At 43.6% G+C, this 17793-nt stretch carries 19 protein-coding genes; 18 read left to right on the top strand and 1 reads right to left on the bottom strand.

The annotated features are described in order from the left end of the window. Position 1 precedes the first annotated feature (1 nt). From JMX92_RS07265 to JMX92_RS07220, 10 genes are all read left to right on the top strand, one after another. Positions 2-3634: a hypothetical protein gene (locus JMX92_RS07265; RefSeq protein WP_201544819.1), complete on the top strand. Its 3633-nt coding sequence runs from the start codon at positions 2-4 to the stop codon at positions 3632-3634. Between the two features lie 9 nt (positions 3635-3643). Then, positions 3644-3898, top strand: a complete 255-nt coding sequence (locus tag JMX92_RS07260) for a hypothetical protein (protein ID WP_201544818.1) — start codon at positions 3644-3646, stop codon at positions 3896-3898. Between the two features lie 99 nt (positions 3899-3997). Then, complete coding sequence (locus tag JMX92_RS07255; RefSeq protein ID WP_201544817.1) at positions 3998-5026, top strand: BspA family leucine-rich repeat surface protein; 1029 nt, start codon at positions 3998-4000, stop codon at positions 5024-5026. A 70-nt stretch (positions 5027-5096) separates the two neighbouring features. Then, on the top strand, positions 5097-6470 hold the full coding sequence (locus tag JMX92_RS07250) for a hypothetical protein (protein ID WP_201544816.1): 1374 nt from the start codon (positions 5097-5099) through the stop codon (positions 6468-6470). Between the two features lie 40 nt (positions 6471-6510). Then, positions 6511-7407: a hypothetical protein gene (locus JMX92_RS07245; RefSeq protein ID WP_201544815.1), complete on the top strand. Its 897-nt coding sequence runs from the start codon at positions 6511-6513 to the stop codon at positions 7405-7407. Positions 7408-7490: 83 nt separating this feature from the next. Next, the gene (locus JMX92_RS07240; RefSeq protein WP_201544813.1) at positions 7491-8030 is read left to right on the top strand and encodes a hypothetical protein; all 540 of its coding nucleotides are present in this window, start codon (positions 7491-7493) and stop codon (positions 8028-8030) included. A 9-nt stretch (positions 8031-8039) separates the two neighbouring features. Continuing rightward, positions 8040-8480 carry a hypothetical protein gene (locus JMX92_RS07235; RefSeq protein ID WP_201544811.1) on the top strand — a complete coding sequence of 147 codons (441 nt, stop codon included), beginning with the start codon at positions 8040-8042 and terminating at the stop codon, positions 8478-8480. Next, positions 8477-8806 (top strand): hypothetical protein, encoded by a 330-nt coding sequence (locus JMX92_RS07230; RefSeq protein WP_201544810.1) that lies wholly within the window; start codon positions 8477-8479, stop codon positions 8804-8806. The genes JMX92_RS07235 and JMX92_RS07230 overlap by 4 nt, the downstream gene beginning before the upstream one ends. Then, entirely contained in the window at positions 8790-10262 is a 1473-nt protein-coding gene (locus JMX92_RS07225; RefSeq protein WP_201544809.1) for a hypothetical protein, read from the top strand. Before JMX92_RS07230 ends, JMX92_RS07225 begins: the two co-directional genes overlap by 17 nt. A gap of 1 nt (position 10263) precedes the next feature. Further along, a complete protein-coding gene (locus JMX92_RS07220) occupies positions 10264-10899 on the top strand; it encodes a hypothetical protein (protein WP_201544808.1) in 636 nt (211 codons plus the stop codon). A gap of 11 nt (positions 10900-10910) precedes the next feature. Here the strand turns inward: JMX92_RS07220 and JMX92_RS07215 are convergent, their stop codons facing one another. Next, the gene (locus tag JMX92_RS07215; RefSeq protein ID WP_201544807.1) at positions 10911-11735 is read right to left on the bottom strand and encodes a sulfite exporter TauE/SafE family protein; all 825 of its coding nucleotides are present in this window, start codon (positions 11733-11735) and stop codon (positions 10911-10913) included. A gap of 262 nt (positions 11736-11997) precedes the next feature. On the opposite strand from JMX92_RS07215, the gene JMX92_RS07210 reads away from it, so the two are divergent. The 8 genes from JMX92_RS07210 (at position 11998) to JMX92_RS07175 (ending at position 17389) form a co-directional block, all read left to right on the top strand. Next, complete coding sequence (locus JMX92_RS07210; RefSeq protein WP_007395053.1) at positions 11998-12618, top strand: hypothetical protein; 621 nt, start codon at positions 11998-12000, stop codon at positions 12616-12618. Between the two features lie 11 nt (positions 12619-12629). Further along, positions 12630-13151 (top strand): hypothetical protein, encoded by a 522-nt coding sequence (locus JMX92_RS07205; protein WP_201544806.1) that lies wholly within the window; start codon positions 12630-12632, stop codon positions 13149-13151. A 77-nt stretch (positions 13152-13228) separates the two neighbouring features. After that, positions 13229-14050, top strand: coding sequence for a hypothetical protein (locus JMX92_RS07200; RefSeq protein WP_227675307.1), 822 nt, complete (start codon positions 13229-13231; stop codon positions 14048-14050). Then, the gene (locus tag JMX92_RS07195; protein WP_201544803.1) at positions 14047-14718 is read left to right on the top strand and encodes a hypothetical protein; all 672 of its coding nucleotides are present in this window, start codon (positions 14047-14049) and stop codon (positions 14716-14718) included. The genes JMX92_RS07200 and JMX92_RS07195 overlap by 4 nt, the downstream gene beginning before the upstream one ends. Before the next feature lie 11 nt (positions 14719-14729). Further along, positions 14730-15431 carry a hypothetical protein gene (locus JMX92_RS07190; RefSeq protein ID WP_227675306.1) on the top strand — a complete coding sequence of 234 codons (702 nt, stop codon included), beginning with the start codon at positions 14730-14732 and terminating at the stop codon, positions 15429-15431. Continuing rightward, positions 15412-15804 (top strand): hypothetical protein, encoded by a 393-nt coding sequence (locus JMX92_RS07185; RefSeq protein ID WP_227675305.1) that lies wholly within the window; start codon positions 15412-15414, stop codon positions 15802-15804. The genes JMX92_RS07190 and JMX92_RS07185 overlap by 20 nt, the downstream gene beginning before the upstream one ends. Continuing rightward, positions 15801-16655, top strand: a complete 855-nt coding sequence (locus tag JMX92_RS07180; RefSeq protein ID WP_201544801.1) for a hypothetical protein — start codon at positions 15801-15803, stop codon at positions 16653-16655. Before JMX92_RS07185 ends, JMX92_RS07180 begins: the two co-directional genes overlap by 4 nt. Continuing rightward, a complete protein-coding gene (locus JMX92_RS07175; protein ID WP_201544799.1) occupies positions 16652-17389 on the top strand; it encodes a hypothetical protein in 738 nt (245 codons plus the stop codon). Before JMX92_RS07180 ends, JMX92_RS07175 begins: the two co-directional genes overlap by 4 nt. Positions 17390-17793 lie beyond the last annotated feature (404 nt).

Below are 17793 nucleotides of genomic sequence, written 5' to 3'. Positions count from 1 at the left end.
CATGAGTATTAAAGGCGTTATCCTTACTAAGGACGCAGATGTAAGAGAACTCGCTGCCCGTATCGGTAAAGATATTGGCGGCGTTGACAAGCTTACAACTGGCGATAAAAAGAGCGTTGTTGCTGCCATTAACGAGGTTAAAAAAGCAACTGTTGAGGCTGGCGAAATTTACGCCACTAAAGAAGAGGCTGCCAAGCTTGCCAGCAAGGTAGAGCTACAACAAGCTATCACTGATCTTATCAACGGTGCTGATGAAGATGATGATACTTTAAAAGAGCTTGCAGATAAGATCGCTGACTTGTTTGAAGCTGATGAAAACTTTGCTCAACAAGTTAATGTTATCGATAGCGACAAGGCATCACGTACTGAACTTAACCAGGTTGAAACAGAATTATCTAGCTCAATCCAGGAAGCCAAAACCCAACTACAAACGGCTATTAGTGCAGAGGAGACTTCTCGTAAAGCCGAAGATAAAGCCATTCGCGGTGAGTTTGCCAAAGCTGATCAAGACTTAAAGAAAGCGGTTGACGCAGCGGACGCAGCAATTCGCAGTGAGTTTGCAGCTGCCGATAAGTCACTTAAAAACACATTTGAAGCAGCAGACACGGCCATTCGTGGTGAACTTGCGCAAGCTGACCAAGCACTAAAGCAAGAAGTTAAGCAAGAATCAGAAGCACGTAAAGCCGAAGATACTGCTATTCGTGGTGAACTTGCTGAATCTAGCCAGCAGGCCCAAAAAGCACTTGAAGATGAAGCAGCTGAACGCTTAGCAGAAGATACCGCTATCCGTAATGACTTTACCCTGGCCGACCAAGAGCTACAAAAAGCGATTGATTCAGAAGCGGCAACCCGTAAAGCGCAAGATACTGATATCCGTAACAAGTACGCGACTAAAGCCGAGTTAACCCAGGCGATCACCGATTTAATCAATGGTGCAGATGCAGATTCAGACTCTTTAAAAGAACTTGCAGACAAAATTACTGCCCTAGCTCAAGCTGATAAGGGATTGGTAAGTGCTACCGAAACCCAATCATTCAAGGCGGCTAATAAAGAGATTGCTCGTAATAATATTGACGCAGTAGCTAAAGCAACGTTTGAAACAGCGGTAGCTAACATCGAACAAGTTAAAGCAACCCGTGAAGAGCTTAGCTTAGCCAAGACAGAGTTAAGGGACTCTATTAACACTAAGAGCGCCCAGCTTAGATCATCTATTGATGATGAAGTAGCTAATCGCAAAGCAGACAGCGCAGCAATTCGCACAGCATTTGCTCATGCAGACGACATGAACAAAGAAGCTTTAACAGCGATGATCAACACCAAAGAAATCTCTTTACGCAGTGAAGTTACCAATTATATCGAGGTGCTACAAAGCGGTATTGATGCAGAATCGGTGGTTCGTAAGGTTGAAGATACCGCTATTCGCAGCGAGTTTGCCCAAGCTGATAAAAAGCTAAAAGACAGCCTGATTGAGACTATCAACGCAAGAGACTCTTCTATTCGTAACGACTTCAACAAAGCTGATAGCCTGGTGCAAGCAGCTGTTTTAGCAGAAGAAGGTGCTCGTAAAGCGGAAGATGAAGCGATCCGTGGTGAATTGTCGCTTATCGACCAAAGCCTAAAGGCAAAGGTTGCTTCAGAAGAGAACGCACGTAAAGCAGAAGATACGGCTATTCGTGGCGAGCTGGCAGGCATTAATCAGTTAATACAAAGCACTATTGATGCAGAAAGCGCAGCCCGTAAGTCAGAAGATGCAGCTATTCGCAGTGAGTTTGCTACTAAAAATGAGCTAACCAAAGCGATCACTGACTTAATCAATGGCGCTGATGTTGATTCTGATACGTTAAAAGAGTTGGCCGATAAGATCACAGCCCTAGCCCAAGCCGATAAGGGCCTAGTTAGTGCTACCAGTGCTCAAGAGTTTGAAGAAACCAACAAGGAAATTGCTCGTAAAAATATCGACGCAGTAGCTAAGGCGGTTTTTGATGAATCAGTAGCGACAATCAATAGCACTAAGGCTGATCGCACTGAACTTGAGCAAGCCAAAACTGAACTGAATCAATCTATTCAGGATAAAGGCGTTGATCTACAAGTAGCTATTGATAAAGAGCAGGCCGAGCGTAAGTCTGAAAACACGGCTATTCGCAGCGAACTTGCTTTAGCAGACCAAAGCTTAAAAGACGACGTTGAAGCGAAAGACGCAGCGATTCGCAGCGAGCTTACCCAGTCTAGCCAGCAACTTCAAGAAGCCATTAGCGCAGAAGAAGAAGCCAGAAAGGTTGAGGGTACTGTTATTCGCAGTGAGTTTGCCCAGGCTGATCAAAAGCTAAAAGAAGCTGTTGATGCAGAAGATGCAGCTATTCGAGGCGAACTAACTAAAGCTGGCGAGCAGCTGCAAGAAGCTATTGAAGCTGAAAAAACGGCCCGTGAAGCCGCTGAAACCGCTATCAATGAGCAGATTGCTACTAAGGCTGATAAGGCTCCAGAAGGCGAGGAATACGCTTTAGTTTCAGCGCTTCCTGATTTGGCCTCATACGCCACTAAGGACGAGCTAACACAGGCCATTGTGGACCTGATTAATGGCGCTGATGCCGATTCTGATACGCTAAAAGAGCTCGCGGACAAGATCACAGCTTTAGCCCAGGCTGATAAAGGCTTAGTAAGTGCAGCTAACAAGCAAAGCTTTAAAGTAGCTGAAAAAGAAACGGCCCGTAAGAACATTGATGCAGTGTCAACGGCAGAGCTTAGCAGCGCAGTAGAAAAACTTAGCAACACTCATTCTACACGCAGCGAACTTACGCAAGCTAAAACTGAATTGACTGATTCTATTGAAGCTAATGCAAGCCAGCTGTTAGAAGCTATTGGTGCAGAAGAGCAAACCCGTAAAGCAGAAGATGAAGCGATCCGTGGTGAACTTGCTAAGACTGGCGAGAAAATCCAAGAAGCTATCGACGCTATCCCAGAGATCGACTTAACCCCATTTGCTACTAAGGTTGAGTTAACAAAAGCTGTAACGGACCTTATCAATGGTGCTGATGCTGATTCAGATACACTAAAAGAATTAGCAGATAAGATTACCGCTTTAGCTCAAACAGATAAGGGCCTGGTTAACGTAACAGTTGAACAGAAATTTACCCTAGAGGAAAAAGCCCAAGGACGCAGCAATATCGGTGCAGCCTCAATTGATGACCTTGAAGCACAAAAAGAGGGCATATTAGGTGGGATCGCAACTGCTATTGAGCCGCTGGCAACTAAAGAAGAATTGAAAGCTAAGGCTGACAAGGCACCAGAAGGCGAAGAATACGCCCTTGTTTCATCGTTACCTGGGTTAGTAGCACCTTATGCTACCAAGGACGAATTAACGCAAGCTGTTACCGACTTGATCAACGGTGCCGATGCTGATTCAGATACTTTGAAAGAATTGGCGGATAAGATTACCGCATTGGCCCAGGCTGATAACGGTATTGTTAGTGCAGCAAAAGCTCAATCTTTTGATACAGAGCAGCAGAAGCAGGCACGCACCAACATTGCCGCTTTAGCAGAAGAGGATTTAGAGTTTGGCGAAGGCTATGCAGAGCGATTTGCAGAGGCTTTAGAGCAAGCAATTAGCGATGGTACTACAGAAGGCCAAGCATAGGTGGATAATATGAAAAAATTAGTACCACATGAAAAGTTAAATGAATTTATCGACACGCTTGGTGCGTCGGTAGGGTCAATGATTGCTGATATTAAGCGAGGGGTTGAAAAGCTAGATGGTCGCATTGGCGAGAGCGAAGCAACTATCACCACTTTATCTCAAAAAATTGATCCGTTGCATGACCTGGAAGCACGAATTACTAAGCTAGAGTCGTATCATCAAGTAGATGAGCAAGACTTGGGCGAAGATACTCAAGCGGTATAGGAACACGTGCAACCAAAACCATTGTCTGACTTTATACTATGCCCATATCTAAGAATATGGGCATTTTTTTTAGCCACATCAATCAACATAGGTGAGTAGATGAAAAAGTTAGTATCACATGATGAATTTATTAAGTTTATAGACGAAGTTAGCGTGTCGTTAGTTTCAAAAATCAAAGGCCTTACAGGGCCATTAGAGGAATTGCTGGATCGCTCATTAGTGATTGGTAGCGACTTAACCAAGCTGTCTGAAAAAACAGAGGGTATTCCAAATATTGCAGAAGCAGAATCACGAGTAGCTAGACTTGAAAAGATACATAGAGAGTCTGGCCTAGCCAAAGACTATCCTGGCCATGGTTGGTATAAAACCACTGATACTGGCGTTGTTTATAACAAAGGTGTACCAGAGGGTGAGACTTATATCTTTGAGGGTGATCCAACTGAGTATTTAAGTATTCATAAAATACCTTATTCCAGGGGTAGTTCAACCTATCTGAGTGACATGGCTGAACACCATGCCAATCTTGAACGGTATGCAACTAGCAACATGACAGATATGGAAATGATGTTTCATTTCTACAACAGTTCATTAATGGGTGGTAATGGCGAACCTAAGATAGTGGATGTTTCTCACTATGATGTATCTAACGTGACTAACATGGCAGGTGTATTTCAGCAGTCAGAAAATACTACCTTTAAAGGTGTAGAGGGTTGGGATGTGTCAAATGTAACTAATCTTGACGCTGCATTCTCTACATCCACATTCAACCAAGACATTGGTGGGTGGGATGTTTCTAATGTTGTAAGTATGGAATCAGCGTTTAACGGTGCAAGAGAGTTCAACCAAGACATTAGCAAATGGGATGTTTCAAATGTTACCAATATGAGAGCTATGTTTAACAGTGCAAAAAACTTTAATCAAGATATTAACAATTGGAACACTTCAAATGTTACTGACATGAGTAATATGTTTAATGGAGCAAGTGTATTTAACCAAGATCTATCCCAATGGTGCGTATCTAAAATAACATCCGAACCACGAAGCTTCTATGCTAATGCTTCGGCATGGATCCTACCCAAACCAGCCTGGGGAACCTGCCCGCCGCGCGGTGAGGCGAAATATTACTAGGAACACCCCTAAACAATACTGTTAGCCCAACTCTATACTATGCCTATATTCACCAATATAGGCATTTTTTATGGCAACTCAACTGTTTATTAATATCCTGCCTACTTCCGTTACTATCACCAATAGCAAGGAAAGTAAGGCATTAGCAACTATCGAGCTTGTTACTGAATACGGCTTTGACAACAACGTCGTAGCCAAGATACAAGTAGTTGATGACAAGACACCAACTAACGCAAATGACCCGTTAAACAATCTGTTATTTGACATCACATTTGCAGATAAGGTTGATGATAGCAAGATCACTTCTTTGCAGGGCCGCCTATATACTGGCGGTGGCGCAGACGAGCTTGAAAACAACTATCCAAACGACTTTTCATATATCACGCAAAAGCTTGATTTTCATGGCGCGCTAGATAGCAGCAACGATTTCTTTGAGCAAGTTGAAACCACCTATTCTAAGACTAATGCAACCCAGGTTGTAGATGCGTTAAAAGCTGTTAAAGCCCTAAAAGACCACGGTACATACCGCAAGGCTGAAATTGTGGTTGACGTGCCAGCCAGCAAGGTTGTTGAGTCAACGCCAGAACAGATTACACGTAGCCTGCTTGATATGCGTGAACGCCCACGCTATATCGTTGTTTGCTCAACTGACGATATGCCAATTATTGAAGCTACAACCAAAGTTATGGACAAGCTAAACTGTCACGTACTGCTAGATTTAGGCAATATTAATGACTGGGTGGCAGCCGCGGCACTTGCTGACTCAATCAACATTAAAGACCATCGTTTCTGGATCTTCTGGAACCCGAACGTATCACGCCCTTCAAACAGCGCAAGCGTACTATCACGTAAAAAATGGCGCCCTTGTGTCGGTGATTATCTAGGCCAATTGCTTGTTCGTAACGCCCTTACCAACGCATCTGGCATCCCACCTGTTAACCGCCCTGTTGCTGGTTACGACTTTCCTGTTAGCTTCCGTGATATGGAAGTGCTGCCAAACGTCAGCCTTGATGAAGAGGCTCAAAACGCCCTGGCTGCTGCTGGCGTGAACGTGGTGCTGAATGAGCGCTTCGATGCTGGTGATCGCTGGATTTATGGTGATGCTCTAACTCAATACGATAGCAAAACAAGTGCCTTGCGCTTAATCAACGCATCTGAAATTACAACTTACGTTGATAACGCAGTAGTAAGCATTGCTAAGAAGCACTTGCTTAAAGGTATGGCGAGCTATGTGAACGACGCAGATGCAGAAATCCGTCGCTTCCTAAACGCTTGTAGCTCAGCTGGATTGTTGCAACCAGTAGCAGAGCTATCCGGCAAACTTTATGGTTTAGAAGTTGCGCCAAGATCGGACAACCCATTTGAGAAGGTTGATATCAGACTTGTTAAACGCCCCGAAGGTTGTGCTCGACAAGTTTACTTTGAAACCACAATCACCAAGTAATAATGCCACTTTGTTAGTGTAAAAAAAGGAAAAACAATTAATGTTAGTATCTAGTCATATTATCGAGCGTAACCAGGATCGCATGTTAGAACGTCAAGAAGCACAATTTGACGCTACTAATAGCGCCAAACAGGCCGCAGAATCCATTGAATTTGATCCGATTGACGAGCGCATCGCCACACATGCCACAACTCAAATGCGTTTAGCTGCATTGCAAGTGGCATTTATGCTGGCAGGCATCATGTCAGAAGTTGACTTTGAGGATCAGGAATTGCTACCAAGCGAACTCCTTGATAGCCTGATCCTTGAGGTGTTTGTTGAGGACCCAGAAGATGACGACGACGAGATTGACCCAACTGTCAAAACCGTCTTGTCAGCTCATATTGCAGACGCCATGAGCACTTTGGGCGTTGATGAGGACCTGATTAACGATGTTTTTGATAGCGATATTGATATTGCAGATGCGGCAATCGAAACAGCCTCAGAAGTTATCTTAGAGAATATGCCGGCGGACGACGAGCTAGATGACTTCATTTCTATGTTTGCGTACGGTGACGAAGCCACTTATGATGCAATGATGAAAGAAGATGATGAAGATATGTACGACGCAGCCAAAAAGCCTTTAACAGTTGGCCGAAAAACCAAGCGCAAAGTAGGCAATAAAACTGTTACCTATAAAGCAGTTAAAGCGGTGCGCGATGGTAAAGTAACGGTTGTTAACAAGCGTATTGGCGGCAATATGCGTTTAAGTGCAGCCCAAAAAGCAGCCCTTAAAAAAGCTCGAAAAAAATCTGTAACCGGCACTGCTGTTAAAAAGCGCATGATGTCATTTGCCAAAGGCTTACAGCGAAATATCTATAACATCGACCCTCAAAAAGCGCGCAATATCCGTCGTGGATTAAAAGCGAGCCACTACCGTCGCAGTGTCGGCATGTAATTTGTTGGAACACCCCAACCAGTCACAGCTAACCTCAAGTGATAATAACCCCAATCATTTAATTTGTTTGGGGTTATTTTTTCATGAAACTATCAGAGATTACAGAAAAAACGTCGCTTGTCAGCGACTTTGTTAAGCGTTTAGCCAAAACAGCCAGACAGCAAGTTGTTGTTACTGATGTTTTAAGAGTATCAAGGGTGTCTGGTGCCAGTGCCAGGCCTGTTCATATCGCTTTAGACGGCGGCCAGGTTGTAAAGCTTTATATTCGTGAGGCCCCTGAATCAGATCAGCCCGACGGCCTAGATATTTTCCGTATTGATATCAATAGTAAGACCCAGCCGACCACTGGTGACTTTGATAACTCTTACAAGCCGTCATTTAACGCATCAGTTGACGAGATTGCAAAGCTTGTTTCGCAAGGCCAAAAGGCATTTAGCGCAAGACGAGCTAGAGCTCAGGTAACTAAAACCAAGCGTAACAGAGCGCCGGCTAATAAGGCTCAAACACTAAAGGTACTGCTAGAAGAGGCCGCAGAGCTGGACAAGGTGATTGAAGTTAAGACCAAAGAAAAACAATACCTTGAGACTCAACTAGAGAAAGTAAAAGAACAGAACGCAGCATAAGGTAATGGTATGCAAAACGCCTATTTAGTGGACTTTTTTTTAAGCAGCATGCTACTAATTATGCTGTTTTACTTATACATTGATATCTTGAGCAGGTTAAAAGTCCTTAACAGAGTCATTGATAGTAATACGCTGGCAGTAGCAATTGGGCATACCTTGCGCCAATCGCTATTGTTGAGCATGCCGCTTTTAGGGCTGCTTATATTCTTATTGTGGCGTTTTTATGCGGTCATGGTGATATCGAAGTCCTGGGGTGTTGGGGGTGCTGGATTGCTTGTCATCATGGCTATTTTAGGCTCATTTTTTGTATGGCTTGATATGCTTTTGGTTTGTGTTAAAAACTCACGATTCGTTGATGCTTCAAAGCTTGTGACAATGGCTAAAAAAACAATAAATAAGGCTAACTTGCCAGCCCCTAACACCCCGTTATCAGAGGTGCGCATTAGATGATTACCGCTGAACACATTAGGCAAATGGTTATTCATTGGCTAGATACGCCGCCAAATGGTTACTTTGCTCAAAGCTATGGCGCAGATGCCAAGGCCATGTTATTAAAAGAGTTGTCAGCTGATACGGCGGATGATTTTTTGAGAAAACTAAGGCGCGATATACCGATAATAGATACGTTGGATGAAGAACAATTGAGCATATCTGTTGAGACAGTAGGCTTTGATAGGATTAATGTTGTCTTATCTATTGGCAATATTGATATTCAATTAAACGATAACCCAATAACCGATATCGACCAGGATTACTACAATGTCAGTGCCCAGTAACCAGCTAAGAAAAAAGATACTATCAAGTATAGATAGCCATTTAAACGACTATCCCGAGGTTGCAGATCGCTGGCGAGCTGGCGACCCCACGGTAAGGGCCATGATGACCTCTATCGTGGAAACCGTATTGTGGTTATCACGTGACAACGCAGTTAACATCACAGAGCCGTTTATCAAGTCTAAGCAAAGTACCATCATTGCAGACGCAATTAACAAGGGTATATTGCCAGTTGCTACACCTTGCCAGCACATGATCACCATTGAAAACAACGGTGATGAAAAGGTAAGCCTAAGTCAAGGTCGTCTGATTGAAGATGGTACTGGCAGACAATGGCGGCTTATGACCTCAATCACATTGCAGCCTGGCGATACAAAAAAAGTTTTGGCAGAGCAAAGCACTATCAACTACATTGAAACAACTATACCTGTCAGTGAGTCGTTTTATCGCTTGGATATATCCACGACCGATGGGGCTTATTTTTCTGGCTTATCGGTTGTCAATGCAACTTTAGGTGTTACCTATCAGTACACACCAAAATTTATGAACGCTGGTGTTGGCCAGTCTGTTTACACCTTGCAGAGTCATAATCTTGAAGATATAACCATTGTATTTGGTGATTCTGAACGTGCAGGGGCAACGGTTCAAGCTGGCGATACTTATGAGATCGCAATCACCCAAAGCTATGGATATGTTGATCAAACAAGCCTAAGCAGTGCAGCCTTGAGCGAGATATATGCCACAGAAGAAAGTAAGCTCAATATGTACTTTAAGGCTGGCGAGCTTGTACGAGCTGGTGCAGATCCGTTAAGTGTGGCTCAAATGCGACTACTTGCCAGCTACCCATCAATGTATGATCACAACGCTGTTTTTATGGGCAACTTTGACTTTTTGGTTAGAAAGCATTTCATGCAGCGGTTTGATTACATGGCTATATGGAATGAGACAATCAATGAGAAGCACTATGGGGCTTCATTGGATGCAATCAACCATCTGTTCTTAACCGTGGTGGCCAAGAACAAGGCTGAACAAAATGCACTGGTAGATGATATTAAAAAGCTGGTGGCTAATGCCGACTCATTGCTGACCGATAAGGTTAACGTCAAGGCAGTCACAGAAAGGCCTTACAAGATAACTATTTCTGGTCGCCTAGCTTCGGTGCATGATATGGATTCAGTAAAGACCCAAATCAAAGAATTGCTACTTGAAAACTTTGGTAAAGGCTCGCTGTCATCAAGTTACCACAACCCAGACGGCTTTAACAAACAAGAGATTGCTATTAAGATCCGAAGTGATATTACGGCTTTCCAGGATCGTATCAGTGACTTTTCTGTATTAACAGAAGATACCGCTAAGAACCCCATTAAGCCGCATGAGTGGGCCTATATCACAGAAGAGAGCATTACGATTGATATGACGAGAACGGCCGATACTGGCACAGCTATTTGGACTTTGTAAAATGAGTAGTGTTAGCAAGTTACAAGCATCTGATTTTACTAGAACGGTGCAAGAGAGCCATAAGGCAAATGAGCTTGATATGGCAATTGCTGGTATCTTCACCAAGCTAATCGAAGAATATGAGCTTGAAAATTTGGTGGATATGAATAGCTACGGCACCCCATGGCTAGAAAGCAGCCCAGTTGTTATTGAGCGATTCAATAAGCTTAACGGCCTAGTGATCTTGAGACAAGACGCAGATGGGTTATCAACTGATATCATGTCTACAATTCTATCTAGCTGGCAGGCTATGGCCAGTGGCCGTGGCTTGGCTTTTTTGCAGTTTGTCTTAGACATGTTGTTCCCAGGTAATAACAGGGTGCTCAGGCTTTGGCATTCAAAAGAGCTGGCAAGCTCTTATCCAATAGCGGTAAGTGAAAAACAAATGCCAGGTTCTTTTTTGACTAGCCGTGTGCGTATTGCGTTAACCCTTGATGATGAAAATAGCGATATTTCAGATATTGCCCCTGTCTTAGAAAAGCTGGTTCCCTGGAATATCGTACCTGAAATTGCTGTATCTGTTAATTTCAGCCAGGTTGATGTTGCTGTCGCGGTTGGTGGTTATCGCTATCATGTGGCCTACCTGTCGCCATATTGACACACGTTCAATTACTGATGGTTAGCATGTGAGTGATCATGGTTTTGATGCTCTTCAGTATTAGAACCGTGCATATCTTGAGAGTGGTCGTGCGTAGTAGAAATCATCGCTGAATCATCATGCATTTGATGTGCGCCATGCGAGCCGTGATCGCCGTGTCCACCCATGCTATGCATGGCTATAGGCAGGGCAATTACTGCCAGTCCTGACAAAATCATTACGACGCCATTTAATTGACGTAATTTATAGCGGCCAATTTGTTTGTGTAGCCAGCCCACAGTCTCTTGGGTAGCGACCAACATGGGAACCGTGCCTAAGCCAAAGACAAACATTAATAAAGCCCCAGTTGCGATGTTATTGCCGACAACGGCCATCAGTAGAGCGCCATAGACCAAGCCACAAGGTAAAAAGCCCCATAATAAACCCGCTGCTAAAGCCCTTGGGAAGGTAGTTATTGGGAAAACTTTTTGACGTAAAGGGGAGAGTTTTTTCCAAACGCCCATGCCCACTTTTTCAAGCTTATTTAAAAAAGGCATGCCCAGCATAGATAGGCCAATGAATACCAATACCAGACCCAGTAAAATACGCGGGGTTGAGTTGCCCATTAATAGTGGGGCTAAGACCGTGGTGCCCACAATACCTGCAATAACCCCTAGAATTGAGTAACTAACCAGGCGACCAAAGTGATAAGTAGCAATAAGCCCTCTTTTCTTTAGCGGGCCTACTTCCTGCATAGATAGACCAAAAGCGGTAACTAAGCCACCACACATACCCAAACAATGTGGTGAACCAAAAAAGCCCATAGCAAATGCTGCTAATAATAAAGGAGTTGTCATTTTTAATCCTTGTACTGTTTCATCCATGCAGTTCAAGGTAAGGCACAAAGGAAACAGAGTAGTAGTTGAAAGTCAATCACTCACAGTATTAGTATCGATATCGTATTCTAAAGTGAGAAGGACGAAATCAAGGATTATATCATTGAATTGTTTTGATTCTTGAACCAAAGGCACTAAAAAATTTTCAGGAACACCCCTAAAAGCTCAATCCCTTTATACCCCAAAATATCCCTACCACTTATTATTGATTAGGGTTATTTCTATGAAAAGTTCTTCACCTACCTTGCAAGCCTATTCTCAAATGCACGAGCTGGCCAAGTCTTTGGGCTCAGCTATGCTTGCTTGTAACGCAATTTGTAAGCCAGAAGGTTACGAAAACCTTTATATCCTTATTCAAAACTTCCAGCGCCCAATGATAACCAACCACGAGCCAGCCGACGCAGATTATGCCTATGGTTTCCAGGCCCACGTTACAGCGCCGCCTAAAACAAACTTTGAAGGCCAGTGGACCATGATTGAGACTGAATCAGGCACCATTGCCAAGTTTGCAGAAGATATCGTTATTAAACACAATGGCGAGATCCCACTGGTGCGTGTTTATGATGGGTTCGCTACCGATGGTAATGAGATTAAAGGTAAGACTGAATACTTGCTTAAAGACTGTGCTATCACCTTCCCTGATGGTGGTGGTGAGATTGATTCAGCAAGCCGCAGTCAGATCCTGCAAGTTCAAGTAACTTGCCGTTATAACTACTTTGGCCAAACTGGTGATATTGGCGCCGGTACTGCTAACAAGCTGGCTGGCTTGTTAACCAACGCGCTAAACGCTTTTGGTGGCTATAAACCAGTTTCTACCATTGGTGGTACAACTATCTTTGGTTAAGGTAAGCCTGTATGTTTACTAGCAGACAAGATAGCTACATCGAGGGCGATATTAAGAGTGTCGCCACTCGATTTTATGAAGAGCTATATACGACCGGTTATTCACTTCTTGAAAGTGATGTAGAGCGTATTATTACTGATGTTTGCCGCGATTACCTGGCATGGGGCGGTGCGTTACGTGCGTATGATCTTGATGATAAAGATGATACCTATACGTTACTTCTTGATAGCACAACAAATATCTACAACGACGAATGGAGCATTATTAGGCCTGTTGTTGTGGCTAGATGCGACCTTATGCAAGCTAAACGCATGGAAGGCGCTCAAAACTTGGGAGTGCAGCCGGTTGGCATGAGCTCAAGTGAGGCCTACCAAAACCACAGAGAAGCTATGCTTGAAATGAAGAGGGAGGCGTTTAATACACACCCCTTTAGCGTTGATAGTACGGCCGATCTTGAGGGTAAAAACCAAACTAACAATACGATTGATCTTTTTCAAAGCATTCAGATTAATTACAACGGTTGGTGGAAATGAGGATAGTTCTATCTGACGGCTCAACTATTGGCGGCGGTGACCTTATTAGTGCGATATATCGTACTGACTTGGTGCCAGTGCCAGTATCTCTTGAAATGGTAGTTAAAGCTACCGACGAGCTAAAAGAACTATTAAAGATTGGCGATAAGCTGATAGTTGGCGACGGCATCAGCTTAACAATTGTCAAATCACAGCATATAAATATGCAGGCGGTTAAGGCTGGAAAGCGTGTGGGTGGATTAATTATTATTGCTGTGTTGTCGGGTTGCGAGCCGCTGCTAAGCGTAGCTAGTAGGGCCACGTCACTAAACGATACAAGCTTTAACGAGGTTTATCGGGTCCTGGGTGCAAAGATACGATTAAAAAGCGATATCAAGTTAAATCAGTTTATATGCTTAAAGGGACAGCTGCCAACAAAAAGGATAGCAATCGCATTGCAAAAAGAAGCAGCTGTGCCGGTATATAGAGACGGTGGTGTGTCTGTTGTGAGGATTAACGACTTATTCAAAGGTGAGTCGCTTATATACGATCGCAGCGCTTTACAGTGGATAGACAACCCCCATGTTTTATCACATGGCAATACTAACTTCTTATCAATTGATGATAACGATTCAGATATCTTAGGCTCACCACTTAACAACAAGCAAGTAGGTTATTACCCAAGAGCAGATGCAAGAGAGTTGCAAAACTTGCGTCGCATCTTGGTAACTAAAGCCAAAATGGTAAGGCAGCTTGATGATCAGATAACAGCTGGCAGGCTAATCACTATTGATGATGGGTTTAGCCAGGATAGCTTGGTAGTTCTAACATCAGCCCATCGTTATGACACCGGGGCTTTGGGAGGCAGGCCAATAATGGCTACTCAGGCTTGGCTTTCACAACTAGAGGGCGAAAAATGAGCGTAATATCACCATATTTTCACCCAGCCAAGCTGGTGTCTTATGACAAGGCCAATAGAACGGCCAATGTAGCAATAGCTGGGTTAACCGATGGGGTGCCGGAGGGTATTACCGCTATGTTAGCTTATCCAATCGGTGATGATGATCTTGATACAGAGCGTGAATTGCTACCAGGTGCCGACGTATGGGTGTTTTTTGAGCAAGGCGATACATCAATGCCAGTTATCGCTTTTTACCGTCGTCATGGTGGTGGCCAGGCAGTAGTCGATGTTCGCCGCATAAGGCAGCAAAATATAGAGCTATTAGCCAGGGCTCGCATTACATTGACAGCAAAAGACCTGATACAAATGCAGGCCCAAAGCGTGACCATTGACGCAAGTACAGTAACCATAACGGCCGATAACATGAATGTTAAGGCTCAAATTAACCATACTGGCAACCAAAGCACATCGGGCACCATGTCTGTTAAGGGTAACGTATCTACCAGTAGCAATATATCAGCCAATGGCGGCATTACAGCCGACGGAACCATGGTGGCTAGGGGTAATATTTCAACTCAAGGCAGTATGACAGCTTCTAGTGATGTAGTTGGTGGAGGGATATCGCTTAAAGGTCACGTACACGGTGGCGTTAGAGGCGGTGATAGCTCAACTTCTGGGCCAAGATAAGGGCGTGAACAATGAATTTTAGAAAACGTCTAGCAAGCTTTTTAATTGATGACAGACAGGCTCGAATATCAGAGCAAATGCCTACTATTGACGATGTAGATCGCAGCTATGAATCCACCAATCCATTTGAGCTTGGGACCTTTCATCACAAGGCAAAACAGCCGCGTACTCGCAGACAGATTTATACGATGTGGGAGATTATGCAAGCTGACCCTCAAGTCTCAGAGGCGTTAAGCTTGCACGTTACCGCGGCTTTAGGTGGCCATGAGTCAACCGGTGATATGATTTTTATTACACCAAGCGATCATATCAGAGAAGGGGGCCGCAGAGCCTTAGAGCTTAGAAAAAAGGTTGAGCGTGAAGCTAAACATATCGCACCTATCATTAATCGACACGTATTTTCATTGGCACGCCAAGCTATTGCTTATGGTGATAGCTACGCTCGTATTTATACAGATGAGCGCAAGGGCGTGCTTGATTTGATGAACAACCGCTTTACGCAGCCTTCACTAATCATGCCATTTGAGCAGGCAGGGCGCACCATTGGTTTTCACGCTTTAGAAGATGAAGATAAGCAGCGTACTATTGCCAAGTTGTCATTAGAACAAATGCTTAGAATTAAAATGCCTCGTATTGAGAATATACCGCAAATGGCCTTAGACGTATGGCAGGATAGAACAACGCTTGGATTCAATGACACTAACACCGCTTGAAAAACTTAAAAAGATTAAAGAGCTTAAATCAGCCGTATCAGACGCCAAAACATTAGGCAATTTGCAAAAGCTACAAGCGCTTAAAAAGATTATGCAGTTGCGTAAGGATTTAGGCCTAGTAAGCAATAAAGAAAACGAAACTGATTACCTTGGCGAAGAGGTTAAAAGCCTTAGCGACAAAGTATCAGAAAGCAGCTTTGACCCACTGGGATTTGATAGTGACTTTGCAAAAGAGCTGGCTGGCAAGATTGAAGAGGCAGATAGGCCTGATCTTGTGCAGACTTTTAAAGACACGCTTGAGCGTTACCGTGACTTACTGGTGTCTTTAGCTATTGAGAGTTTGCAGAAAACTAAAGCGGTAGAGGAAAGATGAAAAAAAATACAAACAAGCCGGCGGATAATGCAAGCAAGCCCAAGACAAGCATAGTAGTAGGATCTGGCGTGCCTTGGATGCACAAAGGTTTAAATGAGCGACTGATCGCTAAGATACGGCCAGTATCTGAAGATAACGTGGAAGGCGGCCAGGGCAAACAGACCTATAACCCCATTGAAGGTAATACCATTATTGCTGCGCTATTTGAAGATGGTGAGTTTACAGTTGAGTCTCAGTACTCAACACCCTTTGAAACATCGAACCCCGAAGGGCGGATGCCTACTATGATGGGGATGCTTCAATCGGGCGAACTACCCGCATCAATGTATAGTTATTTTAACTTAGATCCAGAAACAGCGGATGACAGCGCGGTTAAGAGTGTTGCGGGCGACGCTGCCGACAAGCTACTGGGGTTAAAAGATAAATCCACGTTTACTAAGATTAATAGCCGTCAAGTCTATACCTCTTCAAGCTCGGTGCGCATTAGTGGGACGCTTGTTTTTCAGGCGTGGGTTGATGCAGCTTCCGAAGTTGAGCGTGCATTAAACGTATTACAGCAATACGCATCACCTAGAAAGCTGTCAGATACGTCTTTAGTGGTGGGTACGCTTAGTGAAGGTGTTGACGGTATGTTTTCATCGACCATACCTTCGCTCGTGCAGTTTCAATACGCTGGGAAAACATATAAGCCTATGTTTATTGAAAGCTTATCAGCACCTATTACGGCGCCGATGAACAAAAACGGTGACAGAATCGCGATCAAGGTTCAAATAACATTGCTGTCCCTAACCGCCTGGGATAAATACGATATAGCAAATCTAAGAGCATCATCTAACGGAGGCAAGAAATGACAGACGTTGCAGTAATGCAGTTACAGTTGCTTGAACACATAGTGCCAATGCCAGATCTTACTATTGGTCAAGCCATGGAGGTCGCCAAAATACCAGAGCGCTTTAACGAAAAGCGTATTAGCGCGTTAATTACTCTAGTTACAGGCTATCCGGAGTTGGCTGACAAGTTAACAGTACAAGAACGTTATTATTTTTTATTAAACCAACAAGCCTTATCTCAAAACAAGTATTCAGCTAAAAGCAATTTAAGCGAATACCTGGTTGATACAGTCGAATCACTGGTGCCAAAAGAGCATTTAGACGAAGAGACTCAAATAGGCGTACAACACATTAGAGGTGCTCATGTCTGCTTGCTTGAAACGATATGTGAAAATTTGTTTGATTGGACTTGCGGCCTTATGGCTTGTCAGCTTTTCGGTAATATCAGCAGCATTGTGGGTGGTGATATGGTTTGGGACAAGCTAGACGATAGCTTAACCCAAAATGAGTTGAACAAACAGGTTTTAGAACGGGCCAAAACTATCAGTGATCTTAGTGAGTTTAACTTTAATAACTTGGCTGAGTTGTTTGATAGCCTCATATCCAACTTATCGCATTACGTTGATACCAGCATTGATAACAAGGGCATTACAGTCATTGGGGAGGTTGCTGGCGAATACACGCCAGCACGATTTCAAGCCCTTTTTGAGTTACGAGGGCATGCAAGACAGCTTGCACGATATATTGTTGAGTGACATTGTTTTACTAATGGAACATGGCCAAATGAGCATGTTTGAAGCGCTTAAAATGAGTCTAAACTTTGTGGATCTTTATGATAGGTCGCAGGCGTTTGACTATCGCTCAAAGATAATGGAGAGAGACACAACAGCCCAATTGGGACTGTACAAAAGGCTAGACGCTATCATTAAGATTTTAACAGCACGTCGGTAATAGACGTGCTTGGGTTTTTGAAAAGGGGTGAAGGGTGCAACATAATATTGATACTGCAAAGCTTACTATCGGGCTAATTGCTATAGTAGAGCCTTTATAAAAGTGGTACAGTAGTTTTAAAATAAATGAAAAGTAAAAAGATTATGACTTATTCAGCAGACTTTCGAGCTCAAGTGATTAAAAGTGTCGAACAACAAGGCATGAGTAT

The sequence above is a fragment of the Psychrobacter sp. H7-1 genome (genome assembly GCF_904846585.1).
Classification (GTDB): domain Bacteria; phylum Pseudomonadota; class Gammaproteobacteria; order Pseudomonadales; family Moraxellaceae; genus Psychrobacter; species Psychrobacter raelei.
Note: the sequence above shows the minus strand (reverse complement) of the source record. Positions and strands in the feature narration are given on the sequence as shown.

Excerpts from the sequence above, each read along its gene's own strand:
- JMX92_RS07245 (WP_201544815.1), top strand. The coding sequence starts at position 6,511 with ATGTTAGTATCTAGTCATATTATCGAGCGTAACCAGGATCGCATGTTA.
- JMX92_RS07215 (WP_201544807.1), bottom strand. The coding sequence starts at position 11,735 with ATGACAACTCCTTTATTATTAGCAGCATTTGCTATGGGCTTTTTTGGT.
- JMX92_RS07260 (WP_201544818.1), top strand. The coding sequence starts at position 3,644 with ATGAAAAAATTAGTACCACATGAAAAGTTAAATGAATTTATCGACACG.
- JMX92_RS07255 (WP_201544817.1), top strand. The coding sequence starts at position 3,998 with ATGAAAAAGTTAGTATCACATGATGAATTTATTAAGTTTATAGACGAA.
- JMX92_RS07265 (WP_201544819.1), top strand. The coding sequence starts at position 2 with ATGAGTATTAAAGGCGTTATCCTTACTAAGGACGCAGATGTAAGAGAA.
- JMX92_RS07185 (WP_227675305.1), top strand. The coding sequence starts at position 15,412 with ATGACACTAACACCGCTTGAAAAACTTAAAAAGATTAAAGAGCTTAAA.
- JMX92_RS07220 (WP_201544808.1), top strand. The coding sequence starts at position 10,264 with ATGAGTAGTGTTAGCAAGTTACAAGCATCTGATTTTACTAGAACGGTG.
- JMX92_RS07225 (WP_201544809.1), top strand. The coding sequence starts at position 8,790 with ATGTCAGTGCCCAGTAACCAGCTAAGAAAAAAGATACTATCAAGTATA.
- JMX92_RS07205 (WP_201544806.1), top strand. The coding sequence starts at position 12,630 with ATGTTTACTAGCAGACAAGATAGCTACATCGAGGGCGATATTAAGAGT.
- JMX92_RS07190 (WP_227675306.1), top strand. The coding sequence starts at position 14,730 with ATGAATTTTAGAAAACGTCTAGCAAGCTTTTTAATTGATGACAGACAG.
- JMX92_RS07235 (WP_201544811.1), top strand. The coding sequence starts at position 8,040 with ATGCAAAACGCCTATTTAGTGGACTTTTTTTTAAGCAGCATGCTACTA.
- JMX92_RS07180 (WP_201544801.1), top strand. The coding sequence starts at position 15,801 with ATGAAAAAAAATACAAACAAGCCGGCGGATAATGCAAGCAAGCCCAAG.
- JMX92_RS07230 (WP_201544810.1), top strand. The coding sequence starts at position 8,477 with ATGATTACCGCTGAACACATTAGGCAAATGGTTATTCATTGGCTAGAT.
- JMX92_RS07175 (WP_201544799.1), top strand. The coding sequence starts at position 16,652 with ATGACAGACGTTGCAGTAATGCAGTTACAGTTGCTTGAACACATAGTG.
- JMX92_RS07210 (WP_007395053.1), top strand. The coding sequence starts at position 11,998 with ATGAAAAGTTCTTCACCTACCTTGCAAGCCTATTCTCAAATGCACGAG.
- JMX92_RS07195 (WP_201544803.1), top strand. The coding sequence starts at position 14,047 with ATGAGCGTAATATCACCATATTTTCACCCAGCCAAGCTGGTGTCTTAT.
- JMX92_RS07250 (WP_201544816.1), top strand. The coding sequence starts at position 5,097 with ATGGCAACTCAACTGTTTATTAATATCCTGCCTACTTCCGTTACTATC.
- JMX92_RS07240 (WP_201544813.1), top strand. The coding sequence starts at position 7,491 with ATGAAACTATCAGAGATTACAGAAAAAACGTCGCTTGTCAGCGACTTT.